Source organism: Rahnella aquatilis CIP 78.65 = ATCC 33071 (genome assembly GCF_000241955.1).
In the GTDB taxonomy this organism is placed as follows: Bacteria; Pseudomonadota; Gammaproteobacteria; order Enterobacterales; family Enterobacteriaceae; genus Rahnella; species Rahnella aquatilis.
Genome location: NC_016818.1, coordinates 461,896 through 478,888, shown reverse-complemented (window position 1 = coordinate 478,888; position 16,993 = coordinate 461,896). Strand labels below are relative to the sequence as shown.

General features: G+C 53.3%; 14 protein-coding genes. 2 read left to right on the top strand and 12 right to left on the bottom strand.

Features of this window, described 5'->3' with window-relative positions; genetic code table 11:
• The first annotated feature begins 57 nt into the window (after window positions 1–57).
• Both RAHAQ2_RS02250 and bsmA read left to right on the top strand, forming a co-directional pair.
• Window positions 58–2,007 (top strand): methyl-accepting chemotaxis protein, encoded by a 1,950-nt coding sequence (locus RAHAQ2_RS02250; protein WP_014333665.1) that lies wholly within the window; start codon window positions 58–60, stop codon window positions 2,005–2,007.
• 95 nt (window positions 2,008–2,102) lie between these two features.
• Window positions 2,103–2,414 carry a biofilm peroxide resistance protein BsmA gene (gene bsmA, locus RAHAQ2_RS02245; RefSeq protein WP_014333664.1) on the top strand — a complete coding sequence of 104 codons (312 nt, stop codon included), beginning with the start codon at window positions 2,103–2,105 and terminating at the stop codon, window positions 2,412–2,414.
• Here bsmA and RAHAQ2_RS02240 read toward each other — a convergent pair whose 3' ends face one another.
• The 12 genes from RAHAQ2_RS02240 to mutL all read right to left on the bottom strand — a co-directional run bounded on the left by RAHAQ2_RS02240 (window position 2,415) and on the right by mutL (window position 16,975).
• Window positions 2,415–4,046: an isovaleryl-CoA dehydrogenase gene (locus RAHAQ2_RS02240; RefSeq protein ID WP_014333663.1), complete on the bottom strand. Its 1,632-nt coding sequence runs from the start codon at window positions 4,044–4,046 to the stop codon at window positions 2,415–2,417.
• A 152-nt stretch (window positions 4,047–4,198) separates the two neighbouring features.
• Window positions 4,199–4,942, bottom strand: a complete 744-nt coding sequence (gene rlmB, locus RAHAQ2_RS02235; RefSeq protein WP_014411562.1) for a 23S rRNA (guanosine(2251)-2'-O)-methyltransferase RlmB — start codon at window positions 4,940–4,942, stop codon at window positions 4,199–4,201.
• Window positions 4,943–5,034: 92 nt separating this feature from the next.
• Complete coding sequence (gene rnr / locus RAHAQ2_RS02230) at window positions 5,035–7,533, bottom strand: ribonuclease R (protein ID WP_014333662.1); 2,499 nt, start codon at window positions 7,531–7,533, stop codon at window positions 5,035–5,037.
• Window positions 7,534–7,574: 41 nt separating this feature from the next.
• A complete protein-coding gene (gene nsrR, locus RAHAQ2_RS02225) occupies window positions 7,575–8,000 on the bottom strand; it encodes a nitric oxide-sensing transcriptional repressor NsrR (protein ID WP_013573769.1) in 426 nt (141 codons plus the stop codon).
• Between the two features lie 227 nt (window positions 8,001–8,227).
• A complete protein-coding gene (locus RAHAQ2_RS02220; RefSeq protein ID WP_013573768.1) occupies window positions 8,228–9,526 on the bottom strand; it encodes an adenylosuccinate synthase in 1,299 nt (432 codons plus the stop codon).
• A 144-nt stretch (window positions 9,527–9,670) separates the two neighbouring features.
• Window positions 9,671–9,871, bottom strand: coding sequence for a DUF2065 domain-containing protein (locus RAHAQ2_RS02215; protein ID WP_013573767.1), 201 nt, complete (start codon window positions 9,869–9,871; stop codon window positions 9,671–9,673).
• A gap of 94 nt (window positions 9,872–9,965) precedes the next feature.
• On the bottom strand, window positions 9,966–10,964 hold the full coding sequence (gene hflC / locus RAHAQ2_RS02210) for a protease modulator HflC (RefSeq protein ID WP_013573766.1): 999 nt from the start codon (window positions 10,962–10,964) through the stop codon (window positions 9,966–9,968).
• Window positions 10,965–10,966: 2 nt separating this feature from the next.
• Window positions 10,967–12,265 carry an FtsH protease activity modulator HflK gene (gene hflK, locus RAHAQ2_RS02205; protein WP_014333661.1) on the bottom strand — a complete coding sequence of 433 codons (1,299 nt, stop codon included), beginning with the start codon at window positions 12,263–12,265 and terminating at the stop codon, window positions 10,967–10,969.
• Between the two features lie 33 nt (window positions 12,266–12,298).
• A complete protein-coding gene (hflX, locus tag RAHAQ2_RS02200) occupies window positions 12,299–13,603 on the bottom strand; it encodes a ribosome rescue GTPase HflX (RefSeq protein ID WP_014333660.1) in 1,305 nt (434 codons plus the stop codon).
• A gap of 98 nt (window positions 13,604–13,701) precedes the next feature.
• Window positions 13,702–14,010 carry an RNA chaperone Hfq gene (hfq, locus tag RAHAQ2_RS02195; RefSeq protein ID WP_013573763.1) on the bottom strand — a complete coding sequence of 103 codons (309 nt, stop codon included), beginning with the start codon at window positions 14,008–14,010 and terminating at the stop codon, window positions 13,702–13,704.
• A gap of 114 nt (window positions 14,011–14,124) precedes the next feature.
• Entirely contained in the window at window positions 14,125–15,066 is a 942-nt protein-coding gene (miaA, locus tag RAHAQ2_RS02190; RefSeq protein WP_014333659.1) for a tRNA (adenosine(37)-N6)-dimethylallyltransferase MiaA, read from the bottom strand.
• Window positions 15,059–16,975: a DNA mismatch repair endonuclease MutL gene (mutL, locus tag RAHAQ2_RS02185; RefSeq protein WP_014333658.1), complete on the bottom strand. Its 1,917-nt coding sequence runs from the start codon at window positions 16,973–16,975 to the stop codon at window positions 15,059–15,061. Before mutL ends, miaA begins: the two co-directional genes overlap by 8 nt.
• Between the last annotated feature and the right edge of the window lie 18 nt (window positions 16,976–16,993).

Below are 16,993 nucleotides of genomic sequence, written 5' to 3'. Positions count from 1 at the left end.
TAATCCTTTCCCGTTATCCGCCGTTAGTGCGCTATCAGAAGCTAACGGGAAAAAACCATGAAAAAAGCATCAAAACGTGCATTTCGACGGTGGAGCATTGGCGCAAAACTGGCCAGCATCGCCTCGCTGCTCGTCGGAACCTTATTTATTATTTTCACTTTGTCACTGACGCATTCTGCCGGAAAGCAGGTCAGTGAACTGACCGTTAACGCCATTTCTGAGCAGGTGACCGGCGTGGTGGACATGATAGAAATGTACAACGCCAGCCTGAATGCGGAAGTGGACAGCTATACGCGCCTGTTCAGTCATTTTCTGCCGTCGGATTTCGAACTGGATCCCGCCAGCCCTGTCATGGTGGGCGATCAGTCAGCACCGGTCATTAAAGCAGGCGGTACACCCCTGAATCTCGACAGTAAAATTCCCGATGATTTTCTGGCACGCACCGGTGCAATTTCTACAGTGTTTGCCCGCCGGGGCGATGACTTTATCCGCGTAACCACGTCCCTGAAAAAACAGGATGGCAGCCGCGCTATCGGCACGTTACTCGATAATACCAGCCCGGCTTATGCACAAATTATGGCCGGACAATCCTTCAGCGGACTGGCGACATTATTTGGTAAACAATACATTACCAAATACCAGCCGGTGCGCGATGCGCAGGGCAATGTGATTGGGATTTTGTTCGTGGGTGTCGATATCACGGCAGAATATGCCGATATGCGCCAGAAAATCCTGTCCAAACGTATTGGTGAGAAAGGGTATTTCTTTGTACTGAACAGCGCACCGGGGAAAGATCAGGGGAAATATCTGGTTCATCCGACCGGGGAAGGTAAAACCCCTGCGTGGCCTGACGGCGAGTTACAACAGGTCATGTCGCAGCCAAAAGGCCAGCGCGAATACACGGATGCGGCCAGCCAGCATCAGCAATTTATGGTGTATGCGAATGTTCCGGCCTGGCATTGGGTTGTGGTCGGCAGTACCGATAAAAACAGCCTGATGGAACAGGTCAACAGTACGCGCAATCAGTTTCTGCTGATAAGCCTGCTGGCGCTGGCGTGTTTTGCGGCTCTGTTTATCGGACTGACCCGCAAACTGGTCAGCCGCCCGTTGAGCGAGGTCGTACGCATCGCACAACAGTATGCCAGCGGGGACCTGCGCGCGCGGGCTGAGACGCAGCGCATCGATGAAATTGGTGCACTGATGCATGCCATTGACGGTATCGGTCACGGGCTGGAAAAAATTGTCGACGAGGTACGGCAGGTTTCGTCTGAAATCATGATGAGCACTCAGGGGCTGGCACACGACAGCGAGCAGATCACTCAGCAGATCGGCACACAAGCCAGCAGCCTGGAAGAAACCTCGGCCAGTATGGAGCAGATTACTGCCACCGTTCAGAACACAGCGGACAACGCTACACAGGCCACACAACTGGTGCAACAGACCGATAAAGCGGCCACCGTTGGCGCGGAGGCGGTGAATCAGTCGGTCATGAGCATGGAGGCCATTAAACACGCCTCAACGCGCATCGCGGATATCACGACCGTTATCGAAGGCATCGCCTTCCAGACTAACATTCTGGCCCTGAACGCCGCCGTAGAAGCCGCCAGAGCCGGTGAGCACGGACGCGGATTTGCCGTCGTCGCATCAGAAGTCCGGGCGCTGGCACAGCGCAGTTCCAATGCGGTGAAGGAGATTGAAAATCTGGTCGCGGATTCCCTGGGCAAAGTCGAAGACGGCCATCAGAGTGCGGCCAAAACGCAGGCAAACATGAGCCATATTTTACAGGGCATTAATCAGGTAAAGGTGCTGATGAGCGATATCGATGTGGCGTCGCACGAACAGTCTTCCGGTATTTCGCAGGTAAATATTGCCATTATGCAGATTGGCAAAGCGACGCAGGAGAACGCCACGCTGGTGGAAAATTCACAGCAAACCGTGGCGGCGCTCAGCGAACAAGGCCGCCACCTTTCACAACTGGTCAGCGTCTTTAAAATATCCGAACGCTAGAATGCGGTTCGCGCGGCAATAAACGCCGCGCAGACTCGCCAGCAGACCGGTTAAAGGGCTACACTCATAGTATCGCCCTTTAACCGGATATCACGATGAAATCCCTCCGAATCCCCGCCCTGCTGCTTGTACTGGCGGCGCTTAGCGGTTGCAGTAATCTGATGCAAACCACGCCGGTTGCACCGCCTGCTGCGACGGACAAAGCGCAGGAAATTACCCGCGCGCAGACCTCCACCCTGACCAAAATTGGCAGTATCACGGTCGATGTGATTGGCAGCCCGATGGATGCCGAAGCCGAAATCCAGCGCCGCGCCGATGCTGCAGGTGCTCATTACTACGTGATCATGTTTAACAGCGAAACCATCATTCCCGGCCGCTGGTATTCCCAGGCTACACTTTACCGCTGATTATTCAGCCCCAATCGCGCGGTTAAGTAACAACTGACATAACCGTTCCGGCAACAGCGTTTCGCCGCGCGGATCAAGCACCATGCGGCACCACGCATCTGCCACCGGTGGCGAGGCAAACTCCAGCATTTGCGCCGCTGTCAGCAGGTGACATAGCTGGCCGGTCAGCCAGCGCCCCTGCGCTTCTTCCGGTGTACGCAGCCGTTGTAAAAACTGGCGTGACGCCCGGTCAAAGACACGATTTTGTCCGCGCGCCTGATGCAAAATCTGCTGTACCATGTCCGCACTGGCAGGCAGTTTTTTGAGCGTACGCAGCACATCCAGACACATCACATTCCCTGAGCCCTCCCAGATGCTGTTGACCGGCATTTCGCGGTACAAACGTGGCAATTCACTGTCTTCGCAATAGCCAATACCGCCCAGCACTTCCATCGCCTCTGCCACAAACGGCATCCCCTGACGGCACACTTCAAACTTGGCAGCAGGCGTCAGCAGGCGGCATAACAATTGTTCCGCCGGATTATCCCGTGCGCCGCAAGCGGCAGCCAGACGCATCAGCAGCATCGTCTGCCCTTCAAGATGTAACGCCATCCGGCTGAGGGTCTGACGCATCATTGGCTGTTCGGTTAATGGCTTGCCAAACACCTGTCTCTGAAACGCGTGGTAAAGTGCAACCGACAACGCCCGGCGCATCATGGCATGGCTGCCCAGCGCGCAGTCAAACCGTGTGTGGCCGCCCATTTTCAGGATATGACGAACACCCTCGCCTTCCTCGCCCAGCAACCAGGCTGTGGCGTTTTGAAACTCGACTTCACTGCTGGCGTTCGAGCGGTTACCCAGTTTGTCCTTCAGCCGCTCTATACGGATGGCATTGCGCGTGCCGTCTGGCAATACGCGCGGCAGAAAGAAGCAGGAAAGGCCGCCGTCGGCCTGCGCCAGCACCAGATGTGCATCGCTTTGCGGCACGGAGAAAAACCATTTATGGCCGACCAGATGATAAGGCTTTCCGCTACCGCGGCCTTCCAGCGCTGTCGCCCGCGTGGTGTTACTGAGCACGTCGGAGCCGCCCTGTTTTTCCGTCATGCCCATGCCGATCAGCACGCCTTTCTTCTGATCGCCGGATTGCAGATGCGGATCATAACGGTCAGATAACAGCGGTTTCATCCAGCCACTGAATTCCGGCGGAAGATATTTTTGCAGCAGCGGGATCGCGCCAAATGTCATCGTCACCGGACATAGCGTCCCCGCTTCAACCTGGCCATGAAGAATAAAACGTGCCGCACGCGCCACCACAGAACCGATACGCGCGTCTTCCTGCCACGGTAAATTATGCACACGGTTGGCGATCAGCCCCTGCATCAGCAGATGCCACGCCGGATGGAAACGCACGTCATCAAGACGTTCACCGGTGGTGTCATAACGCAAAAGATCGGGCGGATTGGTATTCGCCAGCCTGCCCAATTCCAGCGATTCCGCAGAGCCTAACTGTTGCCCGAGGGACGCCAGCACATCTGCATCCCATCCCGCCTGCTGACGGGAAACCGCTTCACGCAGCGGCGTATCCGAAAGAAATAAATTGCTGTTGCTCAGCGGCTTGGGTTGATTGAAAACCCGGTGTGTTTCCCAGTCCATCGCCTGCTCCCTTTCATAAAGATATGGCGTAAGTATGGTAAAAAACGGGGAATTAACAGACGGACAGATCACAAACGCGCAAATGCAAACGGGAGCCCTGAGGCTCCCGTTTAATCAGCGAATTATGTAAGCAGCGGATCAATAAACGACAATCAGCTCTTCTTCAGACCGCGCTGACGTACTGCTTCAAACAGGCAAACGCCGGTGGCTACGGAAACGTTCAGGGAAGAAACGCTCCCCGCCATCGGGATGCTGATCAGTTCGTCGCAATGTTCGCGGGTCAGACGGCGCATACCTTCACCTTCTGCACCCATCACCAGCGCCATCGGGCCGGTCATTTTGCTCTGGAACAGGTCATGATCGGCTTCACCCGCCGTGCCGACGATCCAGACATTATGTTCCTGCAATACACGCAACGTACGCGCCAGATTGGTCACGTTGATCAGTGGCACGTTTTCAGCGGCGCCACTGGCGACTTTTTTCGCGGTGGCGTTCAGTTTCGCCGAACGGTCACGCGGAACAATTACCGCGTGGACACCGGCCGCATCCGCAGTACGCAGACAGGCACCCAGATTATGCGGATCCGTTACGCCATCCAGCACCAGCAGGAACGGACAATCGAGACTTTCCAGCAATGCAGGCAGGTCATTTTCCTGATACTGGCGGCCTTCGCGTACACGCGCAATAATCCCCTGATGCACAGCCCCTTCGGATTTCTCATCCAGCCACTGGCGGCTCGCCACCTGGATCACGATACCGCTGGCTTCCAGCTCGTCGATCAGCGGTTTCAGGCGTTTATCGTCACGGCCTTTCAGGATAAAGACCTCCAGAAAGCGTTGCGGATCGTTGTCGAGTAAGGCTTTAACGGAATGAATACCGTAGATAATTTCGCTCATGATGCTCTTTAAAATAGACTTGCGGACAGCAAGCTGTCCGCAATTTAGTAAGGTTACAGACGATTCTATCATAGAAGAATCGTCAGAAAGGATTAGCTGTCAGGCTGCTTTTTCTTCGCGCGTTTGGCTCGGGTGGCCGCCGCAATTTTTGCGGTTTTGTCAGAAGGCTTTTTGACTTTCTTCGGCTTACCGTCTTTACCCACAGCACTGGCCGCTTTCTCTTTCTTCGGTTTAGCCGTTTTCGCGTCATCTTTGCGGAATGCACTGTCCGGCTCAAAGTTCACGTTTTTCTTAGCAGTACGGCGACGGCCCGCATTGGCTGGCGCGGCAGAACGCATGGTACGTTCGCCCCCTTTTTTCGCGCGGTCACGTGCGGTTTTGCCTTCACCCCGTGCTTTGCGGGTGCTGGAAACCAGCGCAAAATCGATTTTACGTTCGTCCATGTGCACGGCTTCAACGCGGATTTCTACCGTATCGCCCAGGCGATAAACCGCGCCGGAGGATTCCCCCACCAGACGCTGGCCGATGTTGTCGTAACGGTAATAATCGTTGTCGAGCGATGACACGTGCACCAGACCGTCAATGAACAGATCGTTGAGGCGCACGAAGAAGCCGAAGCCAGTGACACTGGCGATAATGCCGGTGAAGGTTTCGCCCACGTGATCCTGCATGAAGTCGCACTTCAGCCAGTCAGCGACGTTACGGGTGGCTTCATCCGCACGGCGTTCTGCCATCGAACAATGCTCACCGAGTTGCAACATGTCTTCGTAATCACTGTGCCAGCCGCCGGTTGGCGTCCAGCGATCTTTCAGCGTGCCATGCTCTTTTGCCAGCAGATACTTGATCGCACGGTGCAGTGCCAGATCCGGATAACGACGGATTGGCGACGTAAAGTGCCCGTAAGAAGGCAATGCCAGACCAAAGTGGCCACGGTTTTCCGGATCGTAAATCGCCTGTTTCATCGAACGCAGCAGCATGGTTTGCAGCATCTCGCGGTCAGGACGATCGGCCAGTTCATCCATGATCTGAGCATAATCTTTCGGCTCAGGTTTCATGCCGCCGCCCATCACCAGACCCAGTTCACCCAGCACACTTTTCAGCGCCGAGATATGGTCATCGCTTGGACGGTCATGCACGCGGAACAGGGCCGGTTCGTTATGTTTTTCAACAAAACGCGCGGCAGCAATGTTCGCCATGATCATGCACTCTTCGATCAGTTTGTGGGCATCGTTACGCACCGTCGGTTCGACACGTTCGATACGGCGCTCAGCATTGAAGATGAATTTCGCTTCTTCGGTTTCGAACGCGATACCACCACGTTCTGCACGCGCCTGATCCAATACTTTGTACATGGTGTGCAGTTCAAGCAGATGCTTGACCAGCGGTGAATATTGCTCACGCAGTTCCGGATCACCTTCGATGATGCGCCAGACTTTGTTGTATGTCAGACGCGCGTGAGAGCTCATCACGGCTTCGTAGAATTTGGAGCTGGTCAGCTTACCCTGCGCGGAGATAGTCATCTCACAGACCATACACAGGCGGTCTACCTGCGGGTTCAGGGAACACAGGCCATTAGACAGCACTTCCGGCAGCATCGGTACAACCTGCGACGGGAAATACACCGACGTCGCGCGGCTGCGGGCTTCATCGTCCAGCGCAGTGCCGTGACGGACGTAATAGCTCACGTCGGCGATTGCCACCCATAAGCGCCAGCCACCGCCACGTTTTTTCTCACAGTACACGGCGTCATCGAAATCGCGGGCATCTTCACCATCAATGGTGACCAGCGGCAGACTGCGTAAATCCACGCGGCCTTTTTTCGCTTCTTCCGGCACCTGTTCACTCAGGTCTTCGACCTGTTTCAGAACCTGTGGCGGCCAGACGTGTGGGATTTCATGGGTACGCAGAGCGATATCTACCGCCATGCTGGTACCCATTTTATCGCCGAGCACTTCAACAATTTTACCGACCGCTTTGGTGCGGCGGGTCGGACGCTGTGTCAGCTCGACCACCACCATATATCCCATGCGCGCACCGTTAATGGCATCGGCCGGGATCAGAATATCAAAGCTCAGACGGCTGTCGTCGGGAACCACAAAACCGGCACCGGCATCGGTAAAGTAACGGCCTACAATCTGGCTGGTTTTCGGCACCAGCACACGCACGATGCGCGCTTCACGGCGGCCTTTACGGTCGGTACCGACCGGCTGTGCCAGTACCACGTCACCGTGGATGCACATTTTCATTTGTTCAGCAGAAAGATACACATCGTCTTTCTTTACGCCTTCCAGACGCAGGAAACCGTAACCATCGCGATGACCGATGACCGTGCCTTTCAGCAAGTCCAGACGCTCCGGCAGCGCGTAGCACTGACGGCGGGTAAAGACTAACTGGCCATCACGCTCCATGGCGCGCAGACGGCGACGCAGAGCTTCCAGGGCTTCTTCTCCGGACAGATTCAGTTCGTTACCGATCTCTTCCCGGCTGGCTGGGGTTTCCCGTTTAGCGAGATGTTCCAGAATAAATTCACGGCTGGGAATGGGTGATTCGTATTTTTCTGCTTCTCGTTCCAGGAATGGATCTTGTGACATAGCGGTTCCTCCGTTGTCATCAGCAGTTTGTTGAAAGTCTTTCATTCAACAAGCAATAATTTGTAGAGCGTTGAGTTATCTTTGACCATATCGGCCAGAGTGTACTGATTCAGCTCATCAAGAAAATGTTCTACAGCAGTGTGCAGGACTTGTTTTAGCCGGCATGCAGGCGTGATATGACAAAAGTCGCTGGCGCAATTGACCAGCGAAAGAGGTTCCAGTTCGCGCACCACATCGCCAATGCGAATGGTCTCTGCGGGCTTACCCAGTTTTATACCTCCGTTCTTTCCGCGAACGGCAGTGACCAGACCAGCACGGCTCAGCTGATTAATGATTTTCACCATGTGGTTGCGCGATACACCGTAAACCTCGGTGACCTGCGAAATGTTGGTCATCTGATCGTCCGGCAATGAAGCCATATAAATCAACGCTCTCAAACCATAATCAGTAAAACTCGTTAACTGCACACTTACCTCTGGGTAGCTATTACCCGGTCTTTCCACGTCAGCAATGACAACAGGGTGAAGATGATTGTTTATTATGACACTTTGATGATAAACCAGCCGCGAACTTTGCAGCTAATCATTTAGATAGTGGATGGTTTATGAAAAGTAAACAAGCGAAGGGATTCAGAAAAAAATAAACCGGGCAATTTTGCCCGGTTATGACGTTTTTACGCAATCAGCTCTGGCTGTTATGCGTCAAACGGGTCACGCAGAATCATCGTTTCGCTACGATCCGGGCCAGTAGAGATGATATCAACCGGCACTTCAGTCAGCTCTTCGATACGCTTGATGTAGTTCAGCGCTGCCTGTGGCAGGTTTTCGACTTCTTTCACACCGAAGGTGGTTTCGGTCCAGCCTGGCATAATTTCGTAGATTGGCTCGATACCTTCCCAGCCTTCTGCTGCCAGCGGTGTGGTCGTCATTTCGCGGCCATCAGGCATGCGGTAACCAACACACAGCTTCACTTCTTTCAGACCGTCCAGCACATCCAGTTTGGTCAGACAGAAACCAGACAGGGAGTTGATCTGCACAGAACGACGAACAGCCACGATGTCCAGCCAGCCACAACGGCGGCTACGGCCAGTGGTCGCCCCAAACTCGTTACCTTGCTTACGCAGGAACTCGCCGGTTTCATCAAACAGTTCAGTCGGGAACGGACCTGCACCCACGCGGGTTGAGTAAGCTTTCACGATACCCAGCACGTAATCAACATAACGTGGACCAATACCAGAACCGGTAGCGACGCCGCCAGCAGTGGTGTTGGACGAGGTGACGTACGGATAAGTCCCGTGGTCGATGTCCAGAAGCGTGCCTTGCGCGCCTTCGAACATGATCAGGTCGCCACGCTTGCGCGCGCCATCCAGCAGTTCAGACACGTCAACAACCATTGCCGTCAGGATGTCGGCAATCGCCATCACATCATCCAACGTTTTCTGGAAATCAACGGCTTCGACTTTGTAGTAGTTAACCAGCTGGAAGTTATGGTATTCGATGATTTCTTTCAGCTTGATAGCGAAAGTTTCTTTATTGAAGAGATCGCCTACACGCAGACCGCGACGGGCTACTTTATCTTCATAAGCCGGGCCGATGCCACGACCGGTCGTGCCGATCGCTTTATCGCCACGCGCTTTTTCACGCGCCATGTCGAGGGCGACATGATAAGGCAGGATCAGCGGGCAAGCTTCAGACAGTAACAGACGTTCGCGTACAGGGATGCCACGAGCTTCAAGTTCGCCCATTTCTTTCATTAAGGCGTCCGGAGCCAGAACAACACCGTTGCCGATGATGCTGGTCACGTTTTCACGCAAAATGCCAGACGGAATTAAATGAAGAACGGTTTTTTCACCGTTGATAACCAGAGTGTGACCGGCGTTGTGACCGCCCTGATAGCGCACAACATATTTAGCCCGTTCAGTCAGCAGGTCTACGACCTTGCCTTTCCCTTCATCACCCCATTGAGTGCCGAGTACGACGACGTTCTTACCCATCTCAAGAATCACCAGGTTGCTTAAAAAAGGATTCTAACATCTCATTCTGTGCTTTCCAGCACTTTTAGCACACGTTTGCGGGAAAAATTTTAATTGCGTGCTATCCGTCTCAACGAGACGTGACACGCCCGATGTAACAAACCCTCACCCACCCAGACGACTACGCAACATGTAGTAAATTACGAAGCCTGCGACCACAAGACCCCCACCAAAACGGCGTAAAACCGTGTCCGGAAGATTCGCCAGCGAGAGGATCATTTTTCGCCATGTTTTTGGATATAGCATCGGCCCCAGGCCTTCAAGCACCAAAACTAATGCCAGCGCCAGCCAGATTGTCGCATTCATGATGAATCGTTCTCATTGCATCCCTTCCCCAAAAAGAAGGATTTCAGAAAAGACAAAAGGCCCCAGGAGGGCCTTTTGGAAATTGCAGAAGCAATTATTTATTTTTTTCAGGTGACTTCATGAAGCGGAAGAAATCGCTGTCAGGGCTTAATACCATGACGTCGTTACCGCTCTTGAAGCTGGCCTCGTAAGCACGCAGGCTTCGGATGAATGCATAGAAGTCAGGATCCTGGCTGAAGGCATCAGCAAACAGTTTCGCCGCTTCGGCATCCCCTTCACCACGGGTGATACGGGCAGTACGCTCTGCTTCAGCCACTGTACGGGTTCTTTCGTAATCCGCCGCAGCCTGAATCTTGGTCGCCTCTTCTTTACCCTGAGAGATGTGACGCAATGCCACCGCATTACGTTCAGCACGCATACGATCGTAAATCGCGCTGGACACTTCTTCCGGCAAGTTGATTTGTTTCAGACGTACATCCACCACTTCGATACCCAACGCCGCCATGCTGTTCGGGTTCACCGCAGGTTGTTTGCCTTTGGTTTCCTGCTCAACACGTTTTGCTGCAGAGGCAATCGCATCATCGGCTTCAGTGGTCGCTTCAGGCTCATCGCCTACGCTACCGGTGTTCAGTGCATCGCGAACATCCAGCGTCAGACGGCCCCGGGAATCGGTCACGATGTCTTTAACATCAAGACGACCAATTTCCGAACGCAGACGGTCACTGAATTTACGTTTCAGCAGTATCTCTGCCTGAGATACATCACCACCGCCCGTTGCCAGATAGTAGCGGCTGAAATCACTAATGCGCCATTTCAGGTAAGAATCGACGATTAAGTCTTTCTTCTCGCTGGTGACGAAGCGGTCGGCCTGGTTATCCATAGTCTGGATACGCGCGTCGAGCATTTTAATGGATTCCACGAAAGGAACTTTAAAATGCAGACCCGGCGCATACACCAGCGGTTTGTTATCGCTGTCACGCAGGACTTTACCAAAACGCAGCACGATACCACGCTGACCTTCCTGAACGACAAACAGTGAAGCATAAAGCGCCACCAGCACCACAACGACGATAAGTAAAAATGACTTACGCATTGTTATTCTCTCCCTACGCGAAGTGTATCGTCACGCTGTGCATTTGCACGGCGCTGGTCCATGACACTGCCAGACGAACGGGAACTGCTGTTATCGGCACTGCTTTTGCTGTTACTGCTGGTTAAACCAGGGACGGAAGGCAACAAACCTGTGTCATCATTTTTGCTGGTGTCGTTGGCCGCTGCATTATTTCCGCGCAGCATTTGATCCAGCGGCAAGACCATCAGGTTATTACCTTTATCACTCACCAGCACTTTACGCGTGTGGCTGAGGACTTTTTCCATGGTTTCGATATACAGACGCTCGCGGGTAATTTCCGGCGCGGCTTTATATTCAGGTAACAGTTTGGAGAAGCGGGCCACTTCACCCTGTGCTTCCAGAACCGTACGATCTTTATAGGCTTTAGCATCTTCCAGTAAGCGCTGTGCTTCACCGTTTGCCAGAGGCTGAATCTGGTTCGCGTAAGCTTCTGCTTCACGAATAGACTGTTGCTCTCTTTCACGGGCGGCGATCGCGTTATCGAAGGAAGCTTTCACTTCTTCCGGCGGACGCGCAGTCTGGAAGTTGACGTCCTGAATGGTAATACCCATTTTGTACGGACGAATGGTTTCTTCCAGTACACGTTGAGTATCGCTACGCACGGTGGTACGGCCTTCAGTCAGGATTTTGTCCATCGTGTATTTGCCGATAACGCCACGCAACGCGCTGTCCGTTGCCTGGCTCAGGCTGTCGTCAGGGTTGGCGACGCTGAACAGATAGGCTTCAGGATCTGTTACGCGGTACTGCACGTTCATTTCAACGCGCACAACGTTTTCATCAGACGTCAGCATTACCCCAGACGCGGCCAGCTCACGTACCGCTTCGACGTTGACGGCGCGAACCTGATCGATAAAGGTCGGTTTCCAGTTCAGGCCAGGCTCAACCAGATGGCTGAACTTACCAAAACGGGTCACAACGCCACGCTCGGCTTCTTTAATGGTATAGAAACCTGTCGCCGCCCAGATAACCACCACTGCGGCGACCGCAATGCCGGCAATCCGGCTGCCACTCATTCCGTGACCGGAACCCGTTGGCGCACCATTGTTGCTGTTATTGTTGTTGCCTGAACCCTTTCCACCGAAGCCCCCCAGCTTTTTGCTGAGCTTACGGAAGATATCATCCAGATCAGGTGGCCCCTGATTGCGGCCGCCTTTGTTGTCGTTATTCCCACCAGAATTTCCACCAGAGTTGCCGCTGTTATTATTGCTGCTGCCCCAGGGGTCGCGGTCCTGTCCGTTATTACCGGGCTGATTCCACGCCATGTTATAGCTCCATTATTCTATGATTGGTGTTCTTCAGGCCAAATCAGACAGGCTCTGGTTGCGGACATAGCTTTCCAGTTCCTGCTCTTGTTTGCAGAGGCGGCGCCAGTCAACGATGGGCATTCGCACCATCAGACCAATACTGCCATCCTCTTCAATCCATTCTTTTTCAATGGCCTGAAGCTGGTAAAAACGGCTACGAAGTCGGCCTGCTTCCGGCGGTAAGCACAATTCATGCTGCGCGATTTCGCCAGAGAGTCGCTCCGTTAATGCCTGGAAAAGCAACGGAATACCTTCACCTGTCACGGCGGAAAGCCAGACCCTGACCGGTAAATTCTCCTCGTTGCGATCAATACGCGGGACAAAGTCATCCAGCATATCTATTTTATTCATCACTAACAGCGCAGGAATTTCATCTGCTTCGATCTCTGCCAGCACCGTATTCACCGCGTCAATGTTTTCTTGAACCCGGATGTCCGCTGCGTCAATCACGTGGAGTAACAGAGATGCCTGTCGGGTTTCCTGCAATGTTGCTTTAAAGGCAGCAACCAAATCATGGGGCAGGTGACGAATAAACCCTACGGTGTCCGCCAAAACTGTTTCCCCGACATCTGCCACCATAATACGGCGCAGTGTAGGATCCAGCGTAGCAAACAACTGATTGGCCACGTAAACATCGGCCTGAGTAATACGGTTAAAGAGTGTGGATTTCCCGGCGTTGGTATACCCCACCAAAGACACCGTCGGAATATCTGCACGAACGCGCGAACGGCGACCCTGTTCACGCTGCTTAGCCACTTTTTCAAGACGGCTGAGGATCAAAGTGATTCTGTCCCGCAGCAAACGTCGGTCAGTTTCGAGCTGGGTTTCACCCGGACCACGCGCGCCAATGCCACCACCCTGTCGTTCAAGGTGCGTCCAGCCGCGAACCAGTCGGGTAGCGATGTGGCGTAATTGCGCCAGTTCTACTTGTAACTTACCTTCATGTGTTCGGGCCCGCTGGGCAAAAATATCTAATATCAATCCGGTGCGGTCGACAACGCGACATTCGCATAAGGCTTCCAGGTTTCTTTCCTGGCCGGGAGACAAGGCGTGATCAAACAGGATGACAGAAGCGCCCGTTGCTTTGACGGCATCTGCGATTTCTTGGGCCTTTCCTTCACCGACAAAGTATTTTGGGTGCGGTGCCTTGCGGCTCCCGGTGACGACTTGCAACGCCTCTACACCTGCAGAAGATACCAGCGATTCAAATTCGCTCAGGTCTTCCGTGTCTTTGTCTTGCGAGAAATAGATATGAACCAGTACGGCCTGCTCACCGGCTTCATAACGGTCAAACAAGCTTGCGACCTCTCATTTGGGAAAAATTCGCCAGCCGGGGGTGCATAAGCATAATCGGAATACTTATGAACCCCTTCGTGGTTGACCAACGTTGCGCTTTATTCAGCGTCATCGTTTTCCTGCTGCGGCTGTTGCGCAGACGGAGTGCTACCTTGGTGATAATTGTTGGTGCTGCCCGAACCTGGATTATTGCTATGGTGTGACACCGGGCGGGAAGGCACTACGGTGGAGATAGCGTGTTTATACACCATCTGGCTAACCGTATTTTTTAACAGAATGACAAACTGGTCAAAAGACTCAATCTGGCCTTGCAGCTTAATACCATTCACCAAGTAAATAGAAACCGGAACACGTTCACGACGCAATGCGTTCAGGAACGGATCTTGCAAAGATTGCCCCTTAGCCATTCTATCTTTTCCTTATTAGTTTGTTGTTTGTAACTTTGAGCCTATCGGCTCGAAAATAAATCACATAAAAAATTTGCGCGCTGAGTACTGATCAATTGTACACAATCACCCAACCTATGCACTAACAACCTGAATTACACGGTTTAAGGCCTCTTCTGGCTTCTCAGAATCGAGCCATTCGACACTCTCCCAACCTCGCAACCAGGTCATCTGACGTTTGGCCAGCTGTCGTGTCGCGCAAACACCACGATAAACCATTTCATCGTAATCGAATTCACCAGACAAATATGACCACATCTGGCGATAACCCACACAACGAATGGAAGGCAAATCTGTATGCAAATCGCCCCGGGCTATCAGCGTTCTGACTTCGTCTTCAAAACCATTGGACAACATCTGGCTAAAACGTTCCTCGATCCGCGCATGTAATAGTTCACGTCGGGTCGGCGCAATCGCAAACTGATGTACACGATAGGGTAATGTTTCGCCCGAAATTTTAGTCAGTTCCGTTAAAGTTTTACCCGAAATAAAAAAAACTTCCAGTGCTCTGGACAGTCTCTGTGGATCATTCGGATGAATTCGCATAGCCGCAACGGGATCGATTTCGCGCAACTGGTCATGTAACGCCTCCCAACCCTGTTCTGCAGCCTGCTTTTCAATGCGTTCGCGCACGGCAGGATCAGCCGGTGGCAACGGTGAAAGACCTTCAAGCAATGCCTTGAAATAAAGCATAGTCCCCCCTACCAATAACGGGATCTTATTGCGCGAGGTTATTTCTGCCATTTCACGTAATGCGTCTTTACGAAAGTCAGCCGCTGAATAAGCCACTGTCGGGTCGAGGATATCAATCAACCGGTGCGGTGCATCCGCCAGCTCTTCTGCCGTGGGCTTTGCTGTACCAATATCCATCCCGCGATAAATCAGAGCGGAATCGACACTGATCAGTTCCACTGGCAGGTGTTTCATCAGCGACATCGCCAGTGCTGTTTTACCGGATGCGGTCGGCCCCATAATAAAGATTGCCGGGGGAACTGCGTGTTTTTCTGAATCAGTCATGCTTAAAAGCCGCCAGTGCGGGCCGTAAATCAAGAGGTTGCAAAAGGCCGGACGGGGGCGATTTCACCAATTGCGGGCAAAGACGCTCAACATCCGTGAGTAATTGTATGGCTTGTGAAATCGTCCAGACCTCATGCTCGCAGCCGCAGTGGCGGGCAAACCACATAGCTACCGCATCAGAAGTCACCTCCTGCTGAACAGCAAGGTAACCTAACAGATCAGGTATCAACTTTTGTAAATTTTGTTGGCGTAATGGTAAAGGTACCGCGCGAACCGTCACACGCTGTGACTCACTGAGCATTTCTAAACCAAAATGCTGTAATAACGCCTGATGGCGCGCCAGCACGACGGTTTCTTCTTTCTTCATTGTCAGCTTCAGCGGAATTAATAACGGTTGCGGCCGTAATCCTTCTTCAGGGGGTGTCAGTTGCGCCCATTTCAGCCAGCGATCGGCAACCGGTAATGCCAGTAAGACCAGTTGATTGCCGCGCTCAAGTAACGCATATTCCGCGGAATATACCGTCAGCACGCGCCCGAAACTCTGACTGTGTGATTCCAGCGCCGGTTCCAGTGTACGGGCCGCTGAACCGGCGGGCTTAGCGGGCTGTGCCACAGCAGGGGTCGGTTCCTGTAAGGAAAACGACTCCGGCGCAGGTTGCAGTAAACGGCCATACGCCTTGCTTTCAGAAGGATTGTAAGCCGGTTCGTTGCTGCGAAAAGCAGGATCACGCGGCTGACTGGCTCGTGCGGTTTCAGGAAACACATTGTCACGCGGAGAACTATTTTCCCGCGATGCCGGTACTTTACGTTCTGCCGGCTGCGAGAAATGATTGCCCCCCGCAGCCTGACGGTTTTCCTGCTGCCAGCGCGGCGTATCTTCCTGAAGCTGTGGCTCATCCAGAACGGGCGCGCCCGCCTGCTGCAATACCGACATCACCGCCTGATAAATAAAATCATGTACCAGCCGCGACTGATGGAAGCGTACTTCGTGTTTGGCCGGATGCACGTTCACATCCACCTGATGCGGATCGACATCCAGATAAAGCACATACGCGGGCTGCTGATCGTCTTTGAGCTGATCCTGATACGCCTGGCGGATCGCGTGATTAATCAGGCGATCTTTCATCATGCGGTTGTTCACATAGCAATATTGCATCTCAGTCAGGCTGCGCGAACCAGCAGGATCCGCCACCCAGCCTCGGATCGCCAGATCACCGTGGCTCCATTCCACTTCCAGTGCGTGCTCGACAAACGTCGGGCTGCAAATACTGGCCAGACGGCGGGAGAATTGTGAAGGATCTTTCACCGCGCGATACTGACGGATAAGTTTGCCGTTATGGCTGAGATTGACGGACACGTCAAAGCGCGCCAGTGCGATCCGCCGGACGACTTCATCAATATGGGTGAATTCGGTTTTTTCGGTGCGCATGAATTTGCGGCGGGCGGGCGTGTTGTAGAACAGATCCAGCACCTCAACGGTCGAACCTTGCGGATGCGCCGCCGGTTTAACCGTTACCGTCATGTCGCGCCCTTCGGCGTAGGCCTGCCAGGCTTCATTCTGCTCTGCGGTGCGTGATGTCAGAATCAGGCGCGATACTGAGCTGATACTCGCCAGCGCTTCGCCGCGAAACCCGAGGCTCAGGATAGCTTCCAGATCATCAAGACAGGTGATTTTACTGGTGGCATGACGTGCCAGTGCCAAAGCCAGATCGTCTTTGCCAATCCCACAGCCGTTATCGCGAATGCGGATAAGTTTGGCGCCACCGCGATCGATATCAATATCAATACGGGTCGCACCCGCATCAAGGCTGTTCTCCACCAGTTCCTTCACCACGGAAGCCGGTCTTTCGACAACTTCGCCCGCTGCTATCTGGTTAGCAAGTTGTGGCGGCAGTACCTTGATCGGCATAGCGGCTCCTGTGGCAGC

What these genes read in the sequence shown, in the direction of transcription:
- hflK (WP_014333661.1), bottom strand. Translation starts at nt 12,265, where the DNA reads ATGGCGTGGAATCAGCCCGGTAATAACGGACAGGACCGCGACCCCTGG.
- hflC (WP_013573766.1), bottom strand. Translation starts at nt 10,964, where the DNA reads ATGCGTAAGTCATTTTTACTTATCGTCGTTGTGGTGCTGGTGGCGCTT.
- rlmB (WP_014411562.1), bottom strand. Translation starts at nt 4,942, where the DNA reads ATGAGCGAAATTATCTACGGTATTCATTCCGTTAAAGCCTTACTCGAC.
- hfq (WP_013573763.1), bottom strand. Translation starts at nt 14,010, where the DNA reads ATGGCTAAGGGGCAATCTTTGCAAGATCCGTTCCTGAACGCATTGCGT.
- rnr (WP_014333662.1), bottom strand. Translation starts at nt 7,533, where the DNA reads ATGTCACAAGATCCATTCCTGGAACGAGAAGCAGAAAAATACGAATCA.
- RAHAQ2_RS02220 (WP_013573768.1), bottom strand. Translation starts at nt 9,526, where the DNA reads ATGGGTAAGAACGTCGTCGTACTCGGCACTCAATGGGGTGATGAAGGG.
- RAHAQ2_RS02240 (WP_014333663.1), bottom strand. Translation starts at nt 4,046, where the DNA reads ATGGACTGGGAAACACACCGGGTTTTCAATCAACCCAAGCCGCTGAGC.
- miaA (WP_014333659.1), bottom strand. Translation starts at nt 15,066, where the DNA reads ATGACTGATTCAGAAAAACACGCAGTTCCCCCGGCAATCTTTATTATG.
- bsmA (WP_014333664.1), top strand. Translation starts at nt 2,103, where the DNA reads ATGAAATCCCTCCGAATCCCCGCCCTGCTGCTTGTACTGGCGGCGCTT.
- RAHAQ2_RS02250 (WP_014333665.1), top strand. Translation starts at nt 58, where the DNA reads ATGAAAAAAGCATCAAAACGTGCATTTCGACGGTGGAGCATTGGCGCA.
- mutL (WP_014333658.1), bottom strand. Translation starts at nt 16,975, where the DNA reads ATGCCGATCAAGGTACTGCCGCCACAACTTGCTAACCAGATAGCAGCG.
- RAHAQ2_RS02215 (WP_013573767.1), bottom strand. Translation starts at nt 9,871, where the DNA reads ATGAATGCGACAATCTGGCTGGCGCTGGCATTAGTTTTGGTGCTTGAA.